The organism is Kitasatospora sp. NBC_01250, from assembly GCF_036226465.1.
Classification (GTDB): domain Bacteria; phylum Actinomycetota; class Actinomycetes; order Streptomycetales; family Streptomycetaceae; genus Kitasatospora.
This window is the reverse complement of sequence record NZ_CP108476.1, coordinates 1319082-1334787: the sequence shown is the minus strand read 5'-3', so window position 1 is coordinate 1334787 and position 15706 is coordinate 1319082. Positions and strand designations below refer to the sequence as shown.

Here is a 15706-nt window from a genome sequence, read left to right as displayed (position 1 = left end):
CCCGATGCCGCGGTCCCGGGGGGCGCAGGCACTCGACAGTCGAAGGAAGTCAATGGGACCCGTATATGTCAGCCGGCCGGCCGTGGTGCTCCCGCCCCACCAGGTACCACGCCAGCTGATCACCGACGACATCATCACCAGGCACGCCGCGCAGCTCCCGCCCCGGCTGCCCGAGCACCTGGCCCAGCTGCCCGCGAACCGCCACTACAGCCGCCCCCTGCCGGCCGTCCTCGGCGAGTGGGGCATCGAGGAGCGCAACCAGGCCGTGGTCACCGACCTGGTGGCGATCGGCCTGGACGCCGCCCGGGCCGCGATCGACGCCGCGGGCCTGCGGCCGGCCGACATCGACTGCCTGATCACCGGGCACGCCACGGGCTTCCTGCTGCCCGGCCTCGATGTCGCGCTGCACAACGCACTGGGACTGCGGCCCGACGCCGCCTGCCGACCGGCCACCGAACTGGGCTGCGCCGGCGGCGCGTACGCGCTGCTCGCCGCCCGCGAGTACCTGGCCGCCCACCCGGGCGCGACGGTGGTGGTGGTGGCTGCCGAGATCCTCAGCCTCGCGGTGTACCACCATGAGGACAGCAGCATCGACCACCTGATCTACAAGGCGCTCTGGGGCGACGGCGCGGTCGCCGCGCTGGTCACCGACCGGCCGCTCGGCCCCGGCCTGCGGATCGACGGCAGCTGGGAGCACCTGCTGCCGGCCACCGCCGCGCGCTACCGGGCCCGGCTGGACGCGGTCGGCCACCACTTCGACTCGGACCACAGCGCGCTGAACTCGGTGCCCGAGGTGCTGCCCGCGCTGCGCGAGCACCTGGCGGCCGAGGGCGGGCGGCTCGACTTCGTGGTCTGTCACCCCGGTGGTCCGAAGATCCTCAAGCAGCTCGCGCACGGCCTGGGGATCGATCCCGAGCTGCTGCGGCACGCCCGCGCCTGCCTCGACGAGCACGGCAACCTCGGCGGGCCCTCGGTGCTCGCGGTGCTGGAGCGCACCCACACGGCGCCGCCGGCCCACGGTGAGCAGGGCGTCCTGGTGGCGGTCGGCCCCGGGTTCCGCTGCATCGCGCTGCGTGCCACCTGGTGGGCCCCGCCGTCGGTGGGCTGACTGCTGGTGGCCTGATGGCCGGGGGCCGGGCAGCCACCCCTGGGGACCGGCGGCCCGCCGCGCGGGAGAGCGGCGGGCCGGGCGGGTTCCGGGGGACGGGAACCGGGTGAACGGGGGAAGCCACAACGGGGGAGCGACCCGCAACGGGGGAGCAACGGGGAAACGGAGCCGGCCGTCGCGATGGTGAGATCGTGGCGGCCGGCTCCCGTTGTGTCCGGGACCGCGCTGCCCGACCACCCGCACCGCCCTTTCGCACCGTCCTTAACACGAACGTCAACTGACACACCATTGACAAGGAGCGCATCCTGCGATGGCCTGGACACCTCAAATTCCGAGAGGGGATCCGCCGTGCCCATGTCCGCTCGTCTGCGACTCGCCGCCACCGCGGCGGCGGGAGCCTTCGCGCTCGCCGCGCTGCCGACCGTGGCCCAGTCCGCCGCCGCGCCGCTGCCGGCCGTGCACCTGCTGCGGAACGCGGGCAGCGCCGACGACCCGGTGCTCGCGGCGCCGCTGGCCACCAGCGACTGCGTCACCCAGCTGCACCGCGCCTGCTACTCGCCGTTGCAGTACCGCACCGCGTACGACCTCGACCCCCTCTACCAGCAGGGGATCACCGGCGCGGGCCGGACGATCGTGATCGCCGATTCCTTCGGCTCGCCGACGATCCAGCACGACCTGGACGTCTACTCGGCGCACTGGGGTATCCCCAGCACCCAGGTCGAGGTGGTGAAGTGGGGGCAGGTGCCGCCGTTCGACCCGAAGAACGCCGACATGGACGGCTGGGCCGGCGAGACCACCCTGGACGTGGAGGCCGCCCACTCCCTGGCGCCCGGGGCGAAGATCGTGCTGCTGGAGACCGGGGTCGCCGAGACCGAGGGCCCGGTGGGCGTGCCGGAGCTGATGAGCGGCATCAACCACCTGGTCAACAGCGACGACGCCGACGTGGTCTCGATGAGCTGGGCCACCAGCGAGGGCCAGTTCCCCGGCTTCGACCAGGGCGACTACACCAGCCTGACCACGCTGCGTTACGCCTTCGTCAACGCGGCCAAGCACGGCGTCACGCTGACCGCCAGCTCCGGCGACGGCGGCGGCGACTCGAAGAAGCTGGACGCGGCCTGGCCGGCCGGTGACCCGCTGGTCACCGCCGTCGGCGGCACCGAGCTGGCGCTGAACGACCAGGGCACCCGCACCACCCCGGACATCGCCTGGTCGGGCAGCGGCGGCGAGCAGTCCAAGGTCTTCGCCCGCCCCCGCTACCAGGACCCGGTGCGCTCGGTGGTCGGCGACCACCGCGGCACCCCGGACGTCAGCATGGCCGGCTCGCCCAACGGCGCGCTCTGGCTCTACTCCAGCTTCGACCCGGCCAACACCGGCTGGACGGCGGACGGCGCGGGCACCAGCGAGTCCTCGCCGCTGTTCGCCGCCGTGGTGGCGCTGGCCGACCAGGCCGCCGGCCACCGGCTCGGCCAGATCGACAACGACCTCTACCGGCTCTACGCCCACCACTCGGCCGGCCTGGTGGACGTCACCAGCGGGTCGACCGGCGCGGACGGCTACACCGCCGGACCGGGCTACGACCAGGCCACCGGCGTGGGCACGGTGGACGGCGCCAAGCTGGTGCGGGCGCTGGCGCACGGTGACCGTGCGTGACGGGCGGACCACGCGGGTGCGTCTGACGGCTCCCTGAGGGGCCCGGCGCGGGCGGCGGCGAAACTCGACGCAGCCGCCGCCCGCCGCTGGGCGCAGACTGGTACCAGAGGCCTGTCGGTGGCGTCCGGCGGCCGCCCGTCGAGTACCGAGGAGGCGTGCCATGTCAGCCGCATCCCTCTCGCATCGGTCCGCGGTCGGCCATGTGCCCGTGAGCTGCCACCTTCGGCGGGCCGTCGGACGGGAGCACAACCCGCTCTGCCGCCCGGTCGACCGCTCCCGCAGCCGCCTGCTGATCGCGCTGGTGGCGGCGGTGGCACTCTCCCTCGCGGTCGGCGCGGTGGTCTTCGCGGTCCTGCTGGGCGGCGCCCGGGCGCACGCCCAGCAGTCGGCGCTGCACCGCCACGAGGTCACCGCGACCACCCTGGCGGCCTCGACCGCGAGCCCGACCGGCTCCCCGTGGGCGGCGCAGGCCCAGGCCAGCTGGGCCTATCCGGGCGGCGATACGCACACCGGCGTGATCGGGGTGCCGGGCGACACCCCGGCCGGCAGTCACCTGCTGCTCTGGGTCGGCGACAGCGGGATCCCCAGCACACCGCCGGAGCCCTACGGAGAGTTGGCCGCAGCCGCCGCACTGTACGGGCTGGGCGCGCTGGCCGTGGTCGACGGTGCGGCCTGGATCGGCTACGGCCTGCGGCAGCGGGCCCTGGAGCGGCGCGGCGAGGCGGCCTGGGAGGCCGACTGGGAGCGGGTCGAGCCGCAGTGGACCGGGCGTAGCCACTGACCACCGGAGCGTGTCCGCGCCCTGTTCTTCGGGTGAGCGGAGCGGTTACCGTTGCGGACGGAGGGGGAGGGGACACCGCCATGCAACCACCACCGCCGCACCGGCCGCCGCCAGCGGGGCAACCGCCCGACCGGCCGGCGCCGGAGCGCGAACCGCTCTGTCTGACGCCCAGACTCGCGCCGCCGCTCGCCTCGGTCCTGGCAGCGACCGAACTGCTGCACTCACTGACCGATGCCCTGGGCTCACCGCTCAACCTGGTGCTGCCCGAACAACTCGCCGAGAACGTCGAGGGGTTCCGCGCCGTCTACCGCAGCCACCACCTCGCCGGGGAGATCTTCTTCGCGCACAAGGCCAACCGGTCCAGTGCGCTGGCCCGCCAACTCGCCGCGCTGGAGGTGGGGATGGACGTCGCCTCGGTGGCTGAGCTGCAGCACGCGCTGGGCGCCGGTTTCACCCCGGCGCGGATCATGGCCACCGGCCCCAAGGACCCGGAGTTCCTCTGGCTGGCCGCCCGGCTGGGCGTCACCGTCAACCTCGACTCGCGCGCCGAACTGGAGGAACTGGCCGCACTGGTGCGCAAACACGGGCTGCCCCGGGTTCCGGTGCTGCTGCGGCTGTCGGGCTTCCACGGCCCGGGCGTGACGCTGCTCAGCCGGCCGAGCCGGTTCGGCACCGACCTGGCCGAGCTGGACGAGCTGCTGGACGCGGTGGAGCGGCACCAGGACGTGGTCGAACTCACCGGCGCCGCCTACCACCTGGACACCGTGGGCCTGCCGGAGAAGGCGATCGCCCTGGAGGCCTGCATCGGCGCGCTGGACGCCTGCCGCCGGCGCGGCCTGAGCCCGCGCGCGGTCGACGTGGGCGGCGGCTACGGGGTCAACTACCTGGCCGACCAGGCCCAGTGGGAGCGCTACGGCACCGAGCTGACCAACGCCGTGCTGGGCCGCAGGCCACCGCTGACCTGGCAGGGCCACGGCTACGGGCTGCGCGCCGAGTCCGGCACCGTGCGCGGCACGCTCGGCCTCTACCCCGCCCACCGGTCGCTCGCCGCCGGGGGCTACCTGGACGAACTGCTGAACCTGCCGGCCCCCGAGCTGGGGCGTCCGCTGGCCACCCTGCTGCTGGAGAGCCTCTACGACCTGGTCGTCGAACCCGGTCGCGCGCTGGTCGACCAGTGCGGCGCGGTGCTGGCACGGGTCGTCGAGGTCCGCCGGAGCGCGGCCGGCGAGCCGCTGGTGCGCCTGGCGGCGAATGCCGGCGACATCGGCCTCGAGCAGCACGGAGTCCTGGTGGACCCGCTGCTGATCCCCCGGGGCGGCGGGCCGGTTGCGGACGGGGACGGCCCGGTGGGCGTCTACCTGGCCGGAAACCTTTGCCTGGAGAGCGATCTGATCACCCGTCGGCTGGTCTTCCTGCCCGGCCTGCCCCAGCCCGGCGACCTGCTGGCCTTCGCCAACACGGCCGGTTACTGCATGGACTTCACCGCCCACCACGCGATGGGCCAACCGCTCGCCCGCACCGCCGCGCTCTACCGGGCGGACGGCCGCTGGCGCTGGCGGCTGGACGACGAGTACTGGCCCATCTATGGGACAAGGGAGAACAGTTGAGGTACGAGAGCATCACCGAGGCGATCGGCGAAACCCCACTGGTCAGGATCAGCCCGGCGGTGCACGGACTGCGCACCATCGACCTCTACGCCAAGTTGGAGATGCTCAACCCGTTCGGCTCGGTGAAGGACCGCGCGGCCTGGCGGATGACCCGCGCCGCCCTCCCGGAGGCGGTCGAACGCGGCGACACCATCGTGGAGTTGTCCAGCGGCAACACCGCCAAGGCGCTGGCGCTGATCGCCGGCCTGCACGGACTGCGGTTCAAGAGCGTGACCAACCGGATGAAGGTCCCGGAGATCAAGGAACTGCTCCTGCTGCTCGGCGCGGAGATCGAGGAACTGCCGGGCCAGGCGGAGTGCCTGGACCCCACCGACACCGACGACCCGCTCACCCGGATGCACCGGATGCTCACCGAGGCGGGCGGCGGCTACCTGCACACCGACCAGTACTACAGCGCCCTGAACACCGAGGCGCACCTGACCGGCACCGGTCCGGAGATCCTGCGCGACCTGGACGGGCGGGCGCCGGACCACTTCATCGCCTGCGTCGGCACCGCCGGCTCCTCCACCGGCGTCGCCGCCGCACTGCGCGCGGGCAACCCCGGCCTCGGTGTGCTCGGCCTGGTCGCCCACAAGTCGGACTTCATCCCCGGCATCCGCACCATCGACGAGGTGCACGAGGTCGGCCTCTTCGACCCCGCCACCTATGACGCCATCGAGTCGGTGACGGCCGACCAGGCGATCGACGGCATGGTCACCCTGATCCGCCGCTGCGGCCTGCTGGCCGGTCCCACCGGCGGAGCGGCCTACTTCGGCGCGGTCCGCCACCTGCGCCGCCTGGAGGACGAACAGCAGGCACAGGCCGCGCGGACCGGTGACCCGGACGGTGCACCGGTGCCGCGGCAGACTGCCGTCTTCATCGTCTGCGACCGGGTGGAGAGCTACCTGAGCTACATCCGCCGCCGCCGCCCCGAACTGCTCGGCCAGCCGCCGCGCCGCAACTCCCTCGCCTCGCTCACCCCCGCCGAACTCGCCGCCGCCCCAGCCGTCGACCTGGAGGCGGCCCGCAAGTGGATCGCCGCCGAGCACCCGCTGGTGATCGACCTGCGCGGCCCCTCCGCCTACGCCGCGCTGCACATCGAGGGCTCGATCAACATCGTGGATCAGCTGTTCGACGAACTCCTGCACGGCGGCCTGCCGTTCAGCACCCGTCAGCCGGTACTGCTGGCCTGCCCGGTGGGCGAGAAGTCGCTCGGCTACGCCGCCCTGCTGACCCGGATGGGCCACCGGGACGCACGCAGCCTGACCGGCGGCATCGTCGGCTGGCGGGATGCCGGCGCCCCGCTGGTGCGGGACTGAGGCGCCGCGAAGTGACGACCAGCGACGAGGAGTTGGCGAGTCTGGCGGAGTGGCAGCGGGAGCTGCGCGAGCAGTTCCCGATCATCGTGGCCAACCCGGGGCTCGCCTACCTGGACAGCGCGGCCACCGCGCAGAAGCCGCAGGCCGTCCTCACGGCCGTGCAGACCTATCTGACCACTGAGAACGCCAATGCGGGACGCGGCAGTTACCCCTGGGCCAACCGGACCACCGCACTGCTGGCCCAGGCCCGGCAGCGGGTCGCCGGGTTCCTCGGCGACCACGACCCGGACGGGCCCTCGGCCGTCCACTTCGTCAGCGGCACCACCGAGGGCCTGCGCACGGTCGCCCGCGACTGGCTCACCACCCTGTTGACCGACGGCGACGAGATCGTCGTCCCGTTCGCCGACCACCAGGCGAACCTGCTGCCGTGGCTGGAGGCCGAGCGGCTGCTCGCCGCCCGGGGCGTGCGGATCGCCGTCCGCCCGCTGCCCTACCAGGCCTCCTCGCAGGACTACGACACCGCCGCGCTCGCCGAACTGGTGGGCGAGCGCACCGCGTTCGTCGCCGCCACGCACGTCCACCACGTCTACGGCGGCAACCTGAACGTGCACCGGATCCGCGAGGCGGTCGGCCCCCGGGTGCCGATCTGCCTGGACGCCGCCCAGTCGGTCGGCCACCTGCCGCTGGACGTCGGCACGCTCGACGTCGACTTCGTGGTCTTCTCCGGCCACAAGGCGATGGCGCTGCCGGGCAGCGGCGCGGTGTGGGCCCGCAACACCCGTGGCCCGCGCTTCGAGCCCGGCGGCTGGTCCGGCACCCCGAACACCGTCGGCGCCGTCGCGCTGACCGCGGCGCTGGACTGGCTGGCCGCCGCCGGTGAGGCCCGGATCGAGCGCTGGACGGTGGCACTGGCCGCCCGCCTCACCGAGGGACTGCGCCGGCTGGCCGACTACGAGGTGCTCGGCTGCCAGCTGAGTCTGGCCGCGGATTCGACCGTCCAGCGGCGGCAGGGGATCGTGACCTTCCGGCACCAGGGCATCAAGTCCGACGACCTCGGGTTCGTGCTGGCCGCGCACGGCTTCCTGGTCCGCTCCGACAGCCTCTGCCAGGCGGGCCGGGACGAGCGGGAGGGCTCGGTGCGGGTCAGCCTGCACGTCCACAACACGCCGGCCGAGATCGACCGGCTGGTGGAGGTGCTGGGTTCGCTCTGACCGTCGGCTCGGCGCCGGACGGCGATCGGCTGCTGCCGGAACCGGAACCGGAACCGGAACCGGAACCGGAACCGGAACCGGCAGCAGAGCGCGGGGTGCCGGTGGCCGTGTCGGGCTCGCCCGTTCTGTGCGGATATCGCTATCTTCGGGCGGCAGCGGGCCTTTTGTCACCGCCGCTGTTCCGCACCCCCGAGAGGACGTCCCCGGATGACCGCCGCCACGCAGCACGAGCCCCACACCGACCACCCGCACCAGCACGGCGAGGGCTGCGGCCACGTCGCGATCCCGCACGGCGACCACGTCGACTACGCCCACGACCGGCACCTGCACCGGGTCCACGAGGGCCATGTGGACGAGTGCGCCACCGGCGGACACGAGGTGCACCCGGGGCACGAGGGCCACCAGCACGGCACGGACTGCGGCCATGTCGCCGTGCCGCACGGCGACCACGTGGACTATGTGCACGACGGACACCGCCACGCCGCCCACGAGGGCCACTGGGACGACCACTGACGGACCTGTCGCCGATCGTCCCGCCGTACCGGGACACCCTCCCTCACGCACGGTGGTCGCCGCCGAGCTGCACGTGACGATCACCTCGCCTAGCGTCGTCAAGGAGCGCCGGAGACCCGGCCGGGCGACCCGCCCGGCCCCGCCCGGGGCCGGCAGCCGCCGCGCGTGTTGGAGGGACGAGCATGACTGGCTACCGCAGAGCGCTGGGGCCGCGCCCCGCGCGTCCGGGGCCGCTCGCGCCCGACCTGGCCGGGTGGCCGGCGGAGGGCGCGGCCCCCGGCGCGTCGGTGCTGCTCTCCCAGCTCGCCACCACCTGGCCCGGCGCCGAGCTGCGCGGCGGTGACGCCGCCGTGGTCGACTGCACCCACGACAGCCGCCAGGTCCGCCCCGGCTGGCTGTTCTGCGCGCTGACCGGCACCCGGACGGATGGCCACCACCACGCGGCCGCCGCCGTCGCGGCCGGTGCCCGGGCCCTGCTGGTGCAGCGCTTCCTCGAACTCGACGTGCCGCAGCTGCGGGTGCCGAACGTGCGCTGGGCGATCGGCCCGATAGCCGCGGCCCTGCACGGGTGTCCGGCCGAACGGCTGTCGATAGCCGGAGTGACCGGCACCAACGGCAAGACCACCACCAGCTACCTGCTGCACGCGGCCTTCGTCGCCGCGGGCTGGCGGGCCGGGCAGCTCGGCACGGTGGAGACCCGGATCGGCGAGCACCGCTGGGCCTCGGCCCTGACCACCCTGGAGGCGCCGGACCTGCAGCGGGTCTTCGCCCGGATGCGCGCCGAGCGGGTGCGGGCCGCCGCGATGGAGGTCTCCTCGCACGCCCTGGACCAGCACCGGGTGGCCGGGATCGCCTTCGACGTGGGCGTCTTCACCAACCTGTCGGCCGAACACCTGGACTACCACGGCACGATGGAGCAGTACTACTACACCAAGTCGCTGCTCTTCGTCCCCGGCCGCTGCCGGCAGGCACTGGTCTGCGTGGACGACGAGTGGGGCCGGCGACTGGCCGCCCAGGCACCGGTGCCGGTGCTCACCTTCGGCCACAGCGAAGGGGCCGAGGCGCGGATCACCGAGACCTGCTGCGACCGGCACGGCACCCGGATCCGACTGGACTGCGCGGACGGCCTGGTCGAGCTCTCCGCCCCCGTGCTGGGCTCCTGCAACAGCACCAACCTCGCCGCCGCCTACCTGACGGCGCGCGCGATGCGGGTGCCGGCCGACGAGGCCGCGGCGGGCATGGCCGGCTGCGCGCCGATCCCCGGCCGCTCCGAACTCGTCGACGCCGGGCAGCCGTTCCTGGTCGTGGTCGACTACGCGCACACCCCCGGTGCGCTGGCGGGCCAGCTGGCCACCTGCCGCGACCTGGTGGGCCCCGGCGGCCGGGTGCACCTGGTGGTCGGCTGCCGCGGCGGGCGCGACCGGTACAAGCGCCCGGAGACCGGCCGGGTCGCCGCCGGCGCCGACACGGCCATCCTCACCAGCGACAGCCCCGGCGACGAGGATCCGCGGGTGATCGTCGAGCAGATGCTCATCGGCGTGCTGGACCGGCCGGACCACCGGGTGGTGCTGGAACCCGACCGGGCCGCCGCGATCCGGCTGGCCGTCGCCCGGGCCGAACCCGGTGACGCGGTGCTGGTGGTCGGCCGCGGTCACGAGACCACCCAGCAGGTGGCGGGCCGCGAACTGCCCTTCGACGACCGGGAGCACGCCCGCGCGGCGCTGGCGGCCCGTGGCTGGCCCCCGGCCCGGCGGTCGGCCGTCCGGCGGCGGCGCCGCGCGGAGCGCCGCGGGCACGGCGTGACGGTCGGCGATCTGACGCACGGCACGGTCGAGGAGGCGCGGCTCGGCTTCACCGATCCGGCCGACGAGGTCTCGCCGCGTGCGGTGCCGCCCCCGTGAGCGCCCCCGTGCTCGCCCCCGAGCAGCGCCGTGCCCGCCGGCCGCGCCCCGAACTGGCGATGGCCGCCGGCACCGCGCTGTCCCGGCTGACCGGCCTCGGCCGGGTCTTCGCGCTCTCCTACGCGCTCGGCGTCACCCCGCTCGCCGACGCCTACAACCTGGCCAACACCACGCCGAACATGATCTACGACCTGGTGCTCGGCGGCGTGCTGTCGGCCACCGTGGTCCCGGTCTTCGTCGCGCGCCTGCGGCCCGGCGGCGAGGCGCAGGACGAGCAGGACGGCTGGCGCGGCGTGTCCGCCGTGGTGACGCTCTGTCTGGTCGTGCTGGTCCTGATCACCGGCCTGGTCGCGGTCGGTGCAGGGCCGCTGATGCGCGGCTACACGCTGGCGGCCCCGAGCGGCACGGCCGGGACGGAACACGCGGTGGCGGTGCGGCTGCTGCGGCTGTTCGCCCCGCAGGTGCTGCTCTACGGGGTGATCGCGCTGGCCACGGCGGTGCTGAACAGCCTGCGCCGGTTCGCGCTGGCCGCCTTCGCCCCGATCGCCAACAACCTGGTGCTCATCGGCGTGCTGCTGCTCCTCTCCGACACCCTGCGGCACAGCTCGACCGGCCGGGCGCTGGCCGACCCGACGCTGCTGCTGGTCCTCGGACTCGGCACCACCGCCGGTGTCGCCGCGCAGACGCTGATCGTGCTCCTCGGGCTGCGCCGCAGCGGTGCCCGGCTGCGCTGGCACTGGGCCCCGCGCGAGCCGGCGGTGCGGCGGGTGGCCGGGCTCTCCGGCTGGACCTTCGCCATGGTCGCCGCCAACCAGGCCGCACTCTTCGCGGTGCTGCTGTTCGCCAACAGCCGGCCCGGCGGAGTGAGCGCCTACACCTACGCCTACAGCTTCTTCCAGGTGCCGTTCGGCGTGGTGGCGGTCTCCATCACCGGCGCGCGGCAGCCGGGTTGGGCCAGCGACTGGGCGGCCGGGCGGGTGCGCGAGCTGCGCACGGCGGTGACCGGCGGGCTGCGGCTGCTGGTCCTGCTGATGGTGCCGATCGCCGCGGTGCTGGCCGCGCTGGCGGACCCGATCGTGCGCCTGCTGCTCGGACACGGCGCGACCAGCGCGGCGGGTGCGGCGCTGACCGGGCAGGTGCTGACCGTGCTGGCGCTCGGGCTGCCCGGCTTCTCCGCCTACCTGTACTTCATCCGGGTCTTCCAGGCGATCCAGGACCTGCGTTCGGCGTTCGCGCTCTACGTGCTGAACAACGGGCTGACCGTGCTGCTGGCGCTGCTGCTCTACCGCTCGGCGGGGGTGCAGGGCGTGGCGGTGGCGGTCTCGGTGGGTTACGCGGTCGCCGCCGTCGCCGCCGCCGTGGTGCTGCGCCGGCGGATCGGCGTGCTGCCCGAGGAGCCGACGGTGCTGCCGGCGCTGGCCAGGGCGCTGGCCACCAGCCTGCCGGCCGCGCTGCTCGCCTGGCTGACGGTCCATGCGATGACGCCGGTGGCCGGTGTACGGGCGGTGCTGCCGCTGCTGGTCGGCCTGACCGTGGTGGCCAGCGCGCTGCCGGTGAGCCTGGGACTGGCGGCGCTGGCGCCGGCCGGCTTCTCGCTGCGTGACCGACTGCTGGGCGAGCGACTGCCGGGTGAGCGACTGCTGCGCGAGCGCCTGCTGGGTGAGCGATCGCTGGGTGGGCGACCGGCCGCCGGCCGCGGGTCCGCGGCTCAGCCCCGGCGCAGCCGGCGCCGCACCCGGCCGCCCAGGAAGGGGAGCAGGTAGCCCACGGCCGCGCCGGGCACGTGCCGGGCCAGGCCCGCCAGCCGTACCTCGCGCAGCACTCCCCGGGTGTGGTGCGGCTGACCGGCCAGCAGGAAGGCCAGCGCGAAGCGCAGGTGGTGCCAGGTCAGCACCCGGGCGAAGCCGACGGCGGTCAGTGTGGTCCCGTGCCGTTCGCGCTGCAGCATCGTCAGCATCCGCCGGTACAGCCGGGGCAGGTCCTTGCTGTAGCCGGTCGGCTCGTCGCGGTAGACCACCAGCGGGACGTCCAGCTTGACGGCCGGGCCCAGCTTGGCGCAGCGCAGCCACAGGTCCCAGTCCTCGGCGCCGTCGAGCGCCGGGTCGAAGCCGCCGCACGCGGTCAGCACCTCGGTGCGCACCAGGACGGTGGAGGTCTGGAACCGGTTGAGCACCAGCAGGTCCCCGTAGCCCAGCAGGGTCTCGGTCTCCGGCGCCATGGCGTTGCCGTCCGGACGCTGCGGCGTCGACGCCGTGCGGACCCAGTCGCCGGCCAGCAGCACGGCCTCGGGGCGCCGTCCGGCGATGGCGAGCTGCCGGGCCAGCTTGCCGGGCAGCCAGAGGTCGTCCGCGTCGAGGAAGGCCACCCAGGGCTGGCCGGCCGCGCGGATCCCGGTGTTGCGGGCCGCCGAGGGCCCCTGGTTCTGCTGCGTGATCAGCTCGACCCCGGCAAAGGCCGCGGCCACCGCGGCCGTGCCGTCCGTCGAGCCGTCGTCGACGACGACGACCTGGGCCGGCGGGGGGAGCTGCGCCAGTACGGAGGCCAGCGCCGGGCCCAGGGTCCGCTCCGCGTTGTACGCGGCGATCACCACGCTGACGGGTGCCGGCTGCTCGGCCATCGCGCATCTCCTCGTGCTCGGTCGGGGGCTGTCCACCCGGTCGCCGGGCCGTGGGGCGGCCGGCCGCCCTCATGGTGCGGGCACGACCGGCCGGGCCCGGGCAGCCGGCAGGCGTGGCGTGCGCGGCGCAAGCCATCCGGCGGACGCCAAGGCGCGTCGGAACGGCTGGGCCGGTGCCGGCGGCTAGCCTCTACTGCTTAGTCCCCCCACCCCGATGCCCCGGCCAGGGCCCACTGGCCGGGTCGTGTCCTGCTGACGGAGCGGAGCCGCCCGTGGTCCCCATGACGCTGCACGAGATCGCCGAGACCGTGGGCGGTGTGCTGTACGACGCACCCGACCCGGACGCGCTGGTCGACCGCCCGGCGGTGATCAACTCCCGGCTGGCCGAGCACGGATCGCTCTTCGTCGCGCTCCCCGGCGCGCACACCGACGGTCACCGCTTCGCGCGCGCGGCCGTCGCCGCCGGAGCGGTGGGCGTGCTGGCCGCCCGGCCGGTGGGGGTGCCGGCCGTGGTGGTCCCCGACGTGGTCGCCGCGCTGGCCGCGCTGGCCCAGGGGGTCTTCGCACGGCTGGAGGCCCCGACGGTGGTCGCGCTGACCGGCTCGGCCGGCAAGACCAGCACCAAGGACCTGCTCGCCCAGGTGCTGGAGACCATGGACACCACGGTGGCCACCCCGCGGTCGTTCAACAACGAGATCGGCCTGCCGCTGACCGTGCTCGGCGCGGAGCCGGGCACCCGCTACCTGGTGGCCGAGATGGGGGCCAGCCGGGCCGGGCACATCGCCTACCTGACCGGGATCCTGGCGCCGAACGTGGGCCTGGTGACCAACGTCGGCACCGCCCACATCGGCGAGTTCGGCGGCAGCAAGGAGGCGATCACCGCGGCGAAGAGCGAGTTGATCCAGGCGCTGCCGGCCGACGGCCTGGCGGTGCTCAACGCCGACGATCCGTACGTGATGTCGATGGCCTCGTGCTCCGCGGCCCCTGTCCTGACGTTCGGTCAGACCCAGGGCGACGTACGGGCCGTCGAGGTGATCCTGGACCGGGCCGGCCGGCCCTCCTTCACGCTGACCCACCACGGCGCCGCCGCCCGGGTCGAGTTGGGCATGTACGGGCTGCACCACGTGGCCAACGCCACCGCAGCCGCCGCCGTCGCGCTCGGCCTCGGCGCCGGACTCGACCAGGTCGCCGAAGCACTCTGTGCGGCACGGCAGTTGACGCCAGGACGAATGGAGGTCAGCGAGCGCCCGGACGGCGTCACGGTGGTCAACGACGCGTTCAACGCCAACCCCGACTCGATGGGGGCGGCACTGCGCGCGGTGGCCGCGATGGCCGACGGGCGCCGCCGGGTGGTCGCCGTCCTGGGTGAGATGCGCGAGCTGGGCGAGGACTCGGCGGCCCACCACACCGAGCTGGGCCGCCAGGTGGCGGCCACCGGCGTCACCGAGCTGATCGCGGTCGGCACCGACGAGGCCGCGCTGACCCACGCCCAGGCGCGGGCCCAGGGCGTGTCCAGCACCCTGGTCCCCGACCGCGATGCGGCGCTCGACCTGCTGCTCGCCTCGCTGCGCCCCGGCGACCTGGTGCTGCTCAAGGGCTCGCACACCGCGGGCCTGGAGGAGACGGCCGTGCGCCTGCGCGAGCCCGCGCAGGCACCGGCCGCGTTCTAGGCCGTGTCTCACAATTCGCGTCGCGCGCCTGGCGGGAATTGTGAGACACGGCCTCTAGGGCTCAGAGCTCGGTGAGCGGGACGTCCGGGTCGGCGAGGGCGGTCGCGTCGACGGGGCGGCGGGAGCGGACCAGTTCGCGGATCGGGTCGGTGACGTCCCAGACGTTGACGTTCATCCCGGCCAGCACCCGCTCGCCCGCCAGCCAGAAGGCGATGAACTCGCGGCCCGCGACATCGCCGCGGAAGACCACCCGGTCGTAGCCGCCGGGCTCGACGTAGCCGGTGTACTCCATGCCGAGGTCGTACTGATCCGTGTAGAAGTACGGAATTCGGTCGAAGGAGACGTCCTGGCCGAGCATGGCCCGGGCGGCGGCGCGCGGTTGGTGCATCGCGTTGGCCCAGTGCTCCAGGCGGATCCGGCGGTCGTAGAACGGGTGGTGGGCGTCGGCGACGTCGCCGGCCGCGAAGACGTCGGGGTCCGAGGTGCGCAGGCTCTGGTCGGTGGCGATGCCGTTGCTGACGGTCAGGCCGGCCGCCTCGGCCAGGGCGGTGTTCGGGGCGATGCCGATGCCGACCACCACGGCCTCGGCGGGCACCAGCGAGCCGTCCGCCAGCCGCACGCCCGTCACCGTCCCGCCGTCGCCGACGAGTTCCGCCACCTGCACGTTGAACCGCAGGTCGACGCCGTGCTCGCGGTGCAGGTCGGCGAAGACCTCGGCGGCCTCGCGGCCCAGCACGCGCAGCAGCGGCAGCTCCAGGGACTCCAGCACGGTGACGCCGACGCCCGCGGCCCGGGCGGCGGCGGTCACCTCCAGGCCGATCCAGCCGGCGCCGATCACCACGATCTGCTTGGCCGTGCGGAAGAGGGTGCGCAGTTCGTCGCTCTCCGCCAGCCGGCGCAGGTAGTGCACGCCCGCCAGGTCGGCGCCCGGCACCGGCAGGCGGCGGGCGGAGGCGCCGGTGGTGAGCAGCAGCTTCGCGTAGTCGAGCGTGTCGCCGCCGGCCAGGGTGAGGCGGTGCGCCGCGAGGTCCAGACCGGTGACGGCCGTCCCCAGCCGCAGCTCGATCCGCTGCTCCCGGTACCACTCCTCGGGGTGCACGAAGACCGCGTCCCGCGGGTCCTTGCCCAGCAGGTAGCCCTTCGACAACGGCGGCCGCTCGTAGGGGATCTCGCTCTCCTCGCCGACCAGGACCAGCGGGCCCTGGTAGCCCTCCTCGCGCAGGGTCCCGGCGGCCCGGGCCCCCGCCAGGCCGGCGCCGACGATGACGTGGGGCGCGGTGGTGTCCATGC

General features: G+C 74.4%; 12 protein-coding genes. 10 read left to right on the top strand and 2 right to left on the bottom strand.

Annotated features, from left to right (window positions below; all coding sequences use genetic code 11):
* Positions 1-52 precede the first annotated feature (52 nt).
* From OG500_RS05950 to murJ, 9 genes are all read left to right on the top strand, one after another.
* A complete protein-coding gene (locus OG500_RS05950) occupies positions 53-1108 on the top strand; it encodes a PhlD (protein ID WP_329577380.1) in 1056 nt (351 codons plus the stop codon).
* Between the two features lie 354 nt (positions 1109-1462).
* A complete protein-coding gene (locus tag OG500_RS05945) occupies positions 1463-2758 on the top strand; it encodes a S53 family peptidase (protein ID WP_327065324.1) in 1296 nt (431 codons plus the stop codon).
* A gap of 160 nt (positions 2759-2918) precedes the next feature.
* A complete protein-coding gene (locus OG500_RS05940; RefSeq protein ID WP_327065323.1) occupies positions 2919-3539 on the top strand; it encodes an Rv1733c family protein in 621 nt (206 codons plus the stop codon).
* A gap of 80 nt (positions 3540-3619) precedes the next feature.
* Positions 3620-5146 carry an alanine racemase gene (locus tag OG500_RS05935; RefSeq protein ID WP_329577376.1) on the top strand — a complete coding sequence of 509 codons (1527 nt, stop codon included), beginning with the start codon at positions 3620-3622 and terminating at the stop codon, positions 5144-5146.
* Complete coding sequence (locus OG500_RS05930; protein WP_329577373.1) at positions 5143-6504, top strand: pyridoxal-phosphate dependent enzyme; 1362 nt, start codon at positions 5143-5145, stop codon at positions 6502-6504. The genes OG500_RS05935 and OG500_RS05930 overlap by 4 nt, the downstream gene beginning before the upstream one ends.
* An 11-nt stretch (positions 6505-6515) precedes the next feature.
* Positions 6516-7715 carry an aminotransferase class V-fold PLP-dependent enzyme gene (locus OG500_RS05925; RefSeq protein WP_327065320.1) on the top strand — a complete coding sequence of 400 codons (1200 nt, stop codon included), beginning with the start codon at positions 6516-6518 and terminating at the stop codon, positions 7713-7715.
* A 207-nt stretch (positions 7716-7922) separates the two neighbouring features.
* Entirely contained in the window at positions 7923-8228 is a 306-nt protein-coding gene (locus OG500_RS05920; protein ID WP_327065319.1) for a hypothetical protein, read from the top strand.
* A 182-nt stretch (positions 8229-8410) separates the two neighbouring features.
* Complete coding sequence (locus tag OG500_RS05915; RefSeq protein WP_329577369.1) at positions 8411-10129, top strand: UDP-N-acetylmuramoyl-L-alanyl-D-glutamate--2,6-diaminopimelate ligase; 1719 nt, start codon at positions 8411-8413, stop codon at positions 10127-10129.
* On the top strand, positions 10126-11892 hold the full coding sequence (murJ, locus tag OG500_RS05910) for a murein biosynthesis integral membrane protein MurJ (protein ID WP_329577367.1): 1767 nt from the start codon (positions 10126-10128) through the stop codon (positions 11890-11892). Before OG500_RS05915 ends, murJ begins: the two co-directional genes overlap by 4 nt.
* On the opposite strand, the gene OG500_RS05905 is transcribed toward murJ, so the two are convergent.
* Positions 11838-12746 carry a glycosyltransferase family 2 protein gene (locus OG500_RS05905; RefSeq protein ID WP_327065316.1) on the bottom strand — a complete coding sequence of 303 codons (909 nt, stop codon included), beginning with the start codon at positions 12744-12746 and terminating at the stop codon, positions 11838-11840. The two genes, murJ and OG500_RS05905, sit on opposite strands and share 55 nt — an antisense overlap.
* Positions 12747-13018: 272 nt before the next feature.
* On the opposite strand from OG500_RS05905, the gene OG500_RS05900 reads away from it, so the two are divergent.
* A complete protein-coding gene (locus tag OG500_RS05900; RefSeq protein ID WP_327065315.1) occupies positions 13019-14416 on the top strand; it encodes a UDP-N-acetylmuramoyl-tripeptide--D-alanyl-D-alanine ligase in 1398 nt (465 codons plus the stop codon).
* Between the two features lie 61 nt (positions 14417-14477).
* Here OG500_RS05900 and OG500_RS05895 read toward each other — a convergent pair whose 3' ends face one another.
* Positions 14478-15704, bottom strand: a complete 1227-nt coding sequence (locus OG500_RS05895; protein WP_329577363.1) for an NAD(P)/FAD-dependent oxidoreductase — start codon at positions 15702-15704, stop codon at positions 14478-14480.
* Positions 15705-15706: the final 2 nt, after the last annotated feature.

Excerpts from the sequence above, each read along its gene's own strand:
- OG500_RS05950 (WP_329577380.1), top strand. The coding sequence starts at position 53 with ATGGGACCCGTATATGTCAGCCGGCCGGCCGTGGTGCTCCCGCCCCAC.
- OG500_RS05945 (WP_327065324.1), top strand. The coding sequence starts at position 1,463 with ATGTCCGCTCGTCTGCGACTCGCCGCCACCGCGGCGGCGGGAGCCTTC.
- OG500_RS05940 (WP_327065323.1), top strand. The coding sequence starts at position 2,919 with ATGTCAGCCGCATCCCTCTCGCATCGGTCCGCGGTCGGCCATGTGCCC.
- OG500_RS05935 (WP_329577376.1), top strand. The coding sequence starts at position 3,620 with ATGCAACCACCACCGCCGCACCGGCCGCCGCCAGCGGGGCAACCGCCC.
- OG500_RS05920 (WP_327065319.1), top strand. The coding sequence starts at position 7,923 with ATGACCGCCGCCACGCAGCACGAGCCCCACACCGACCACCCGCACCAG.
- OG500_RS05915 (WP_329577369.1), top strand. The coding sequence starts at position 8,411 with ATGACTGGCTACCGCAGAGCGCTGGGGCCGCGCCCCGCGCGTCCGGGG.
- OG500_RS05905 (WP_327065316.1), bottom strand. The coding sequence starts at position 12,746 with ATGGCCGAGCAGCCGGCACCCGTCAGCGTGGTGATCGCCGCGTACAAC.
- OG500_RS05895 (WP_329577363.1), bottom strand. The coding sequence starts at position 15,704 with ATGGACACCACCGCGCCCCACGTCATCGTCGGCGCCGGCCTGGCGGGG.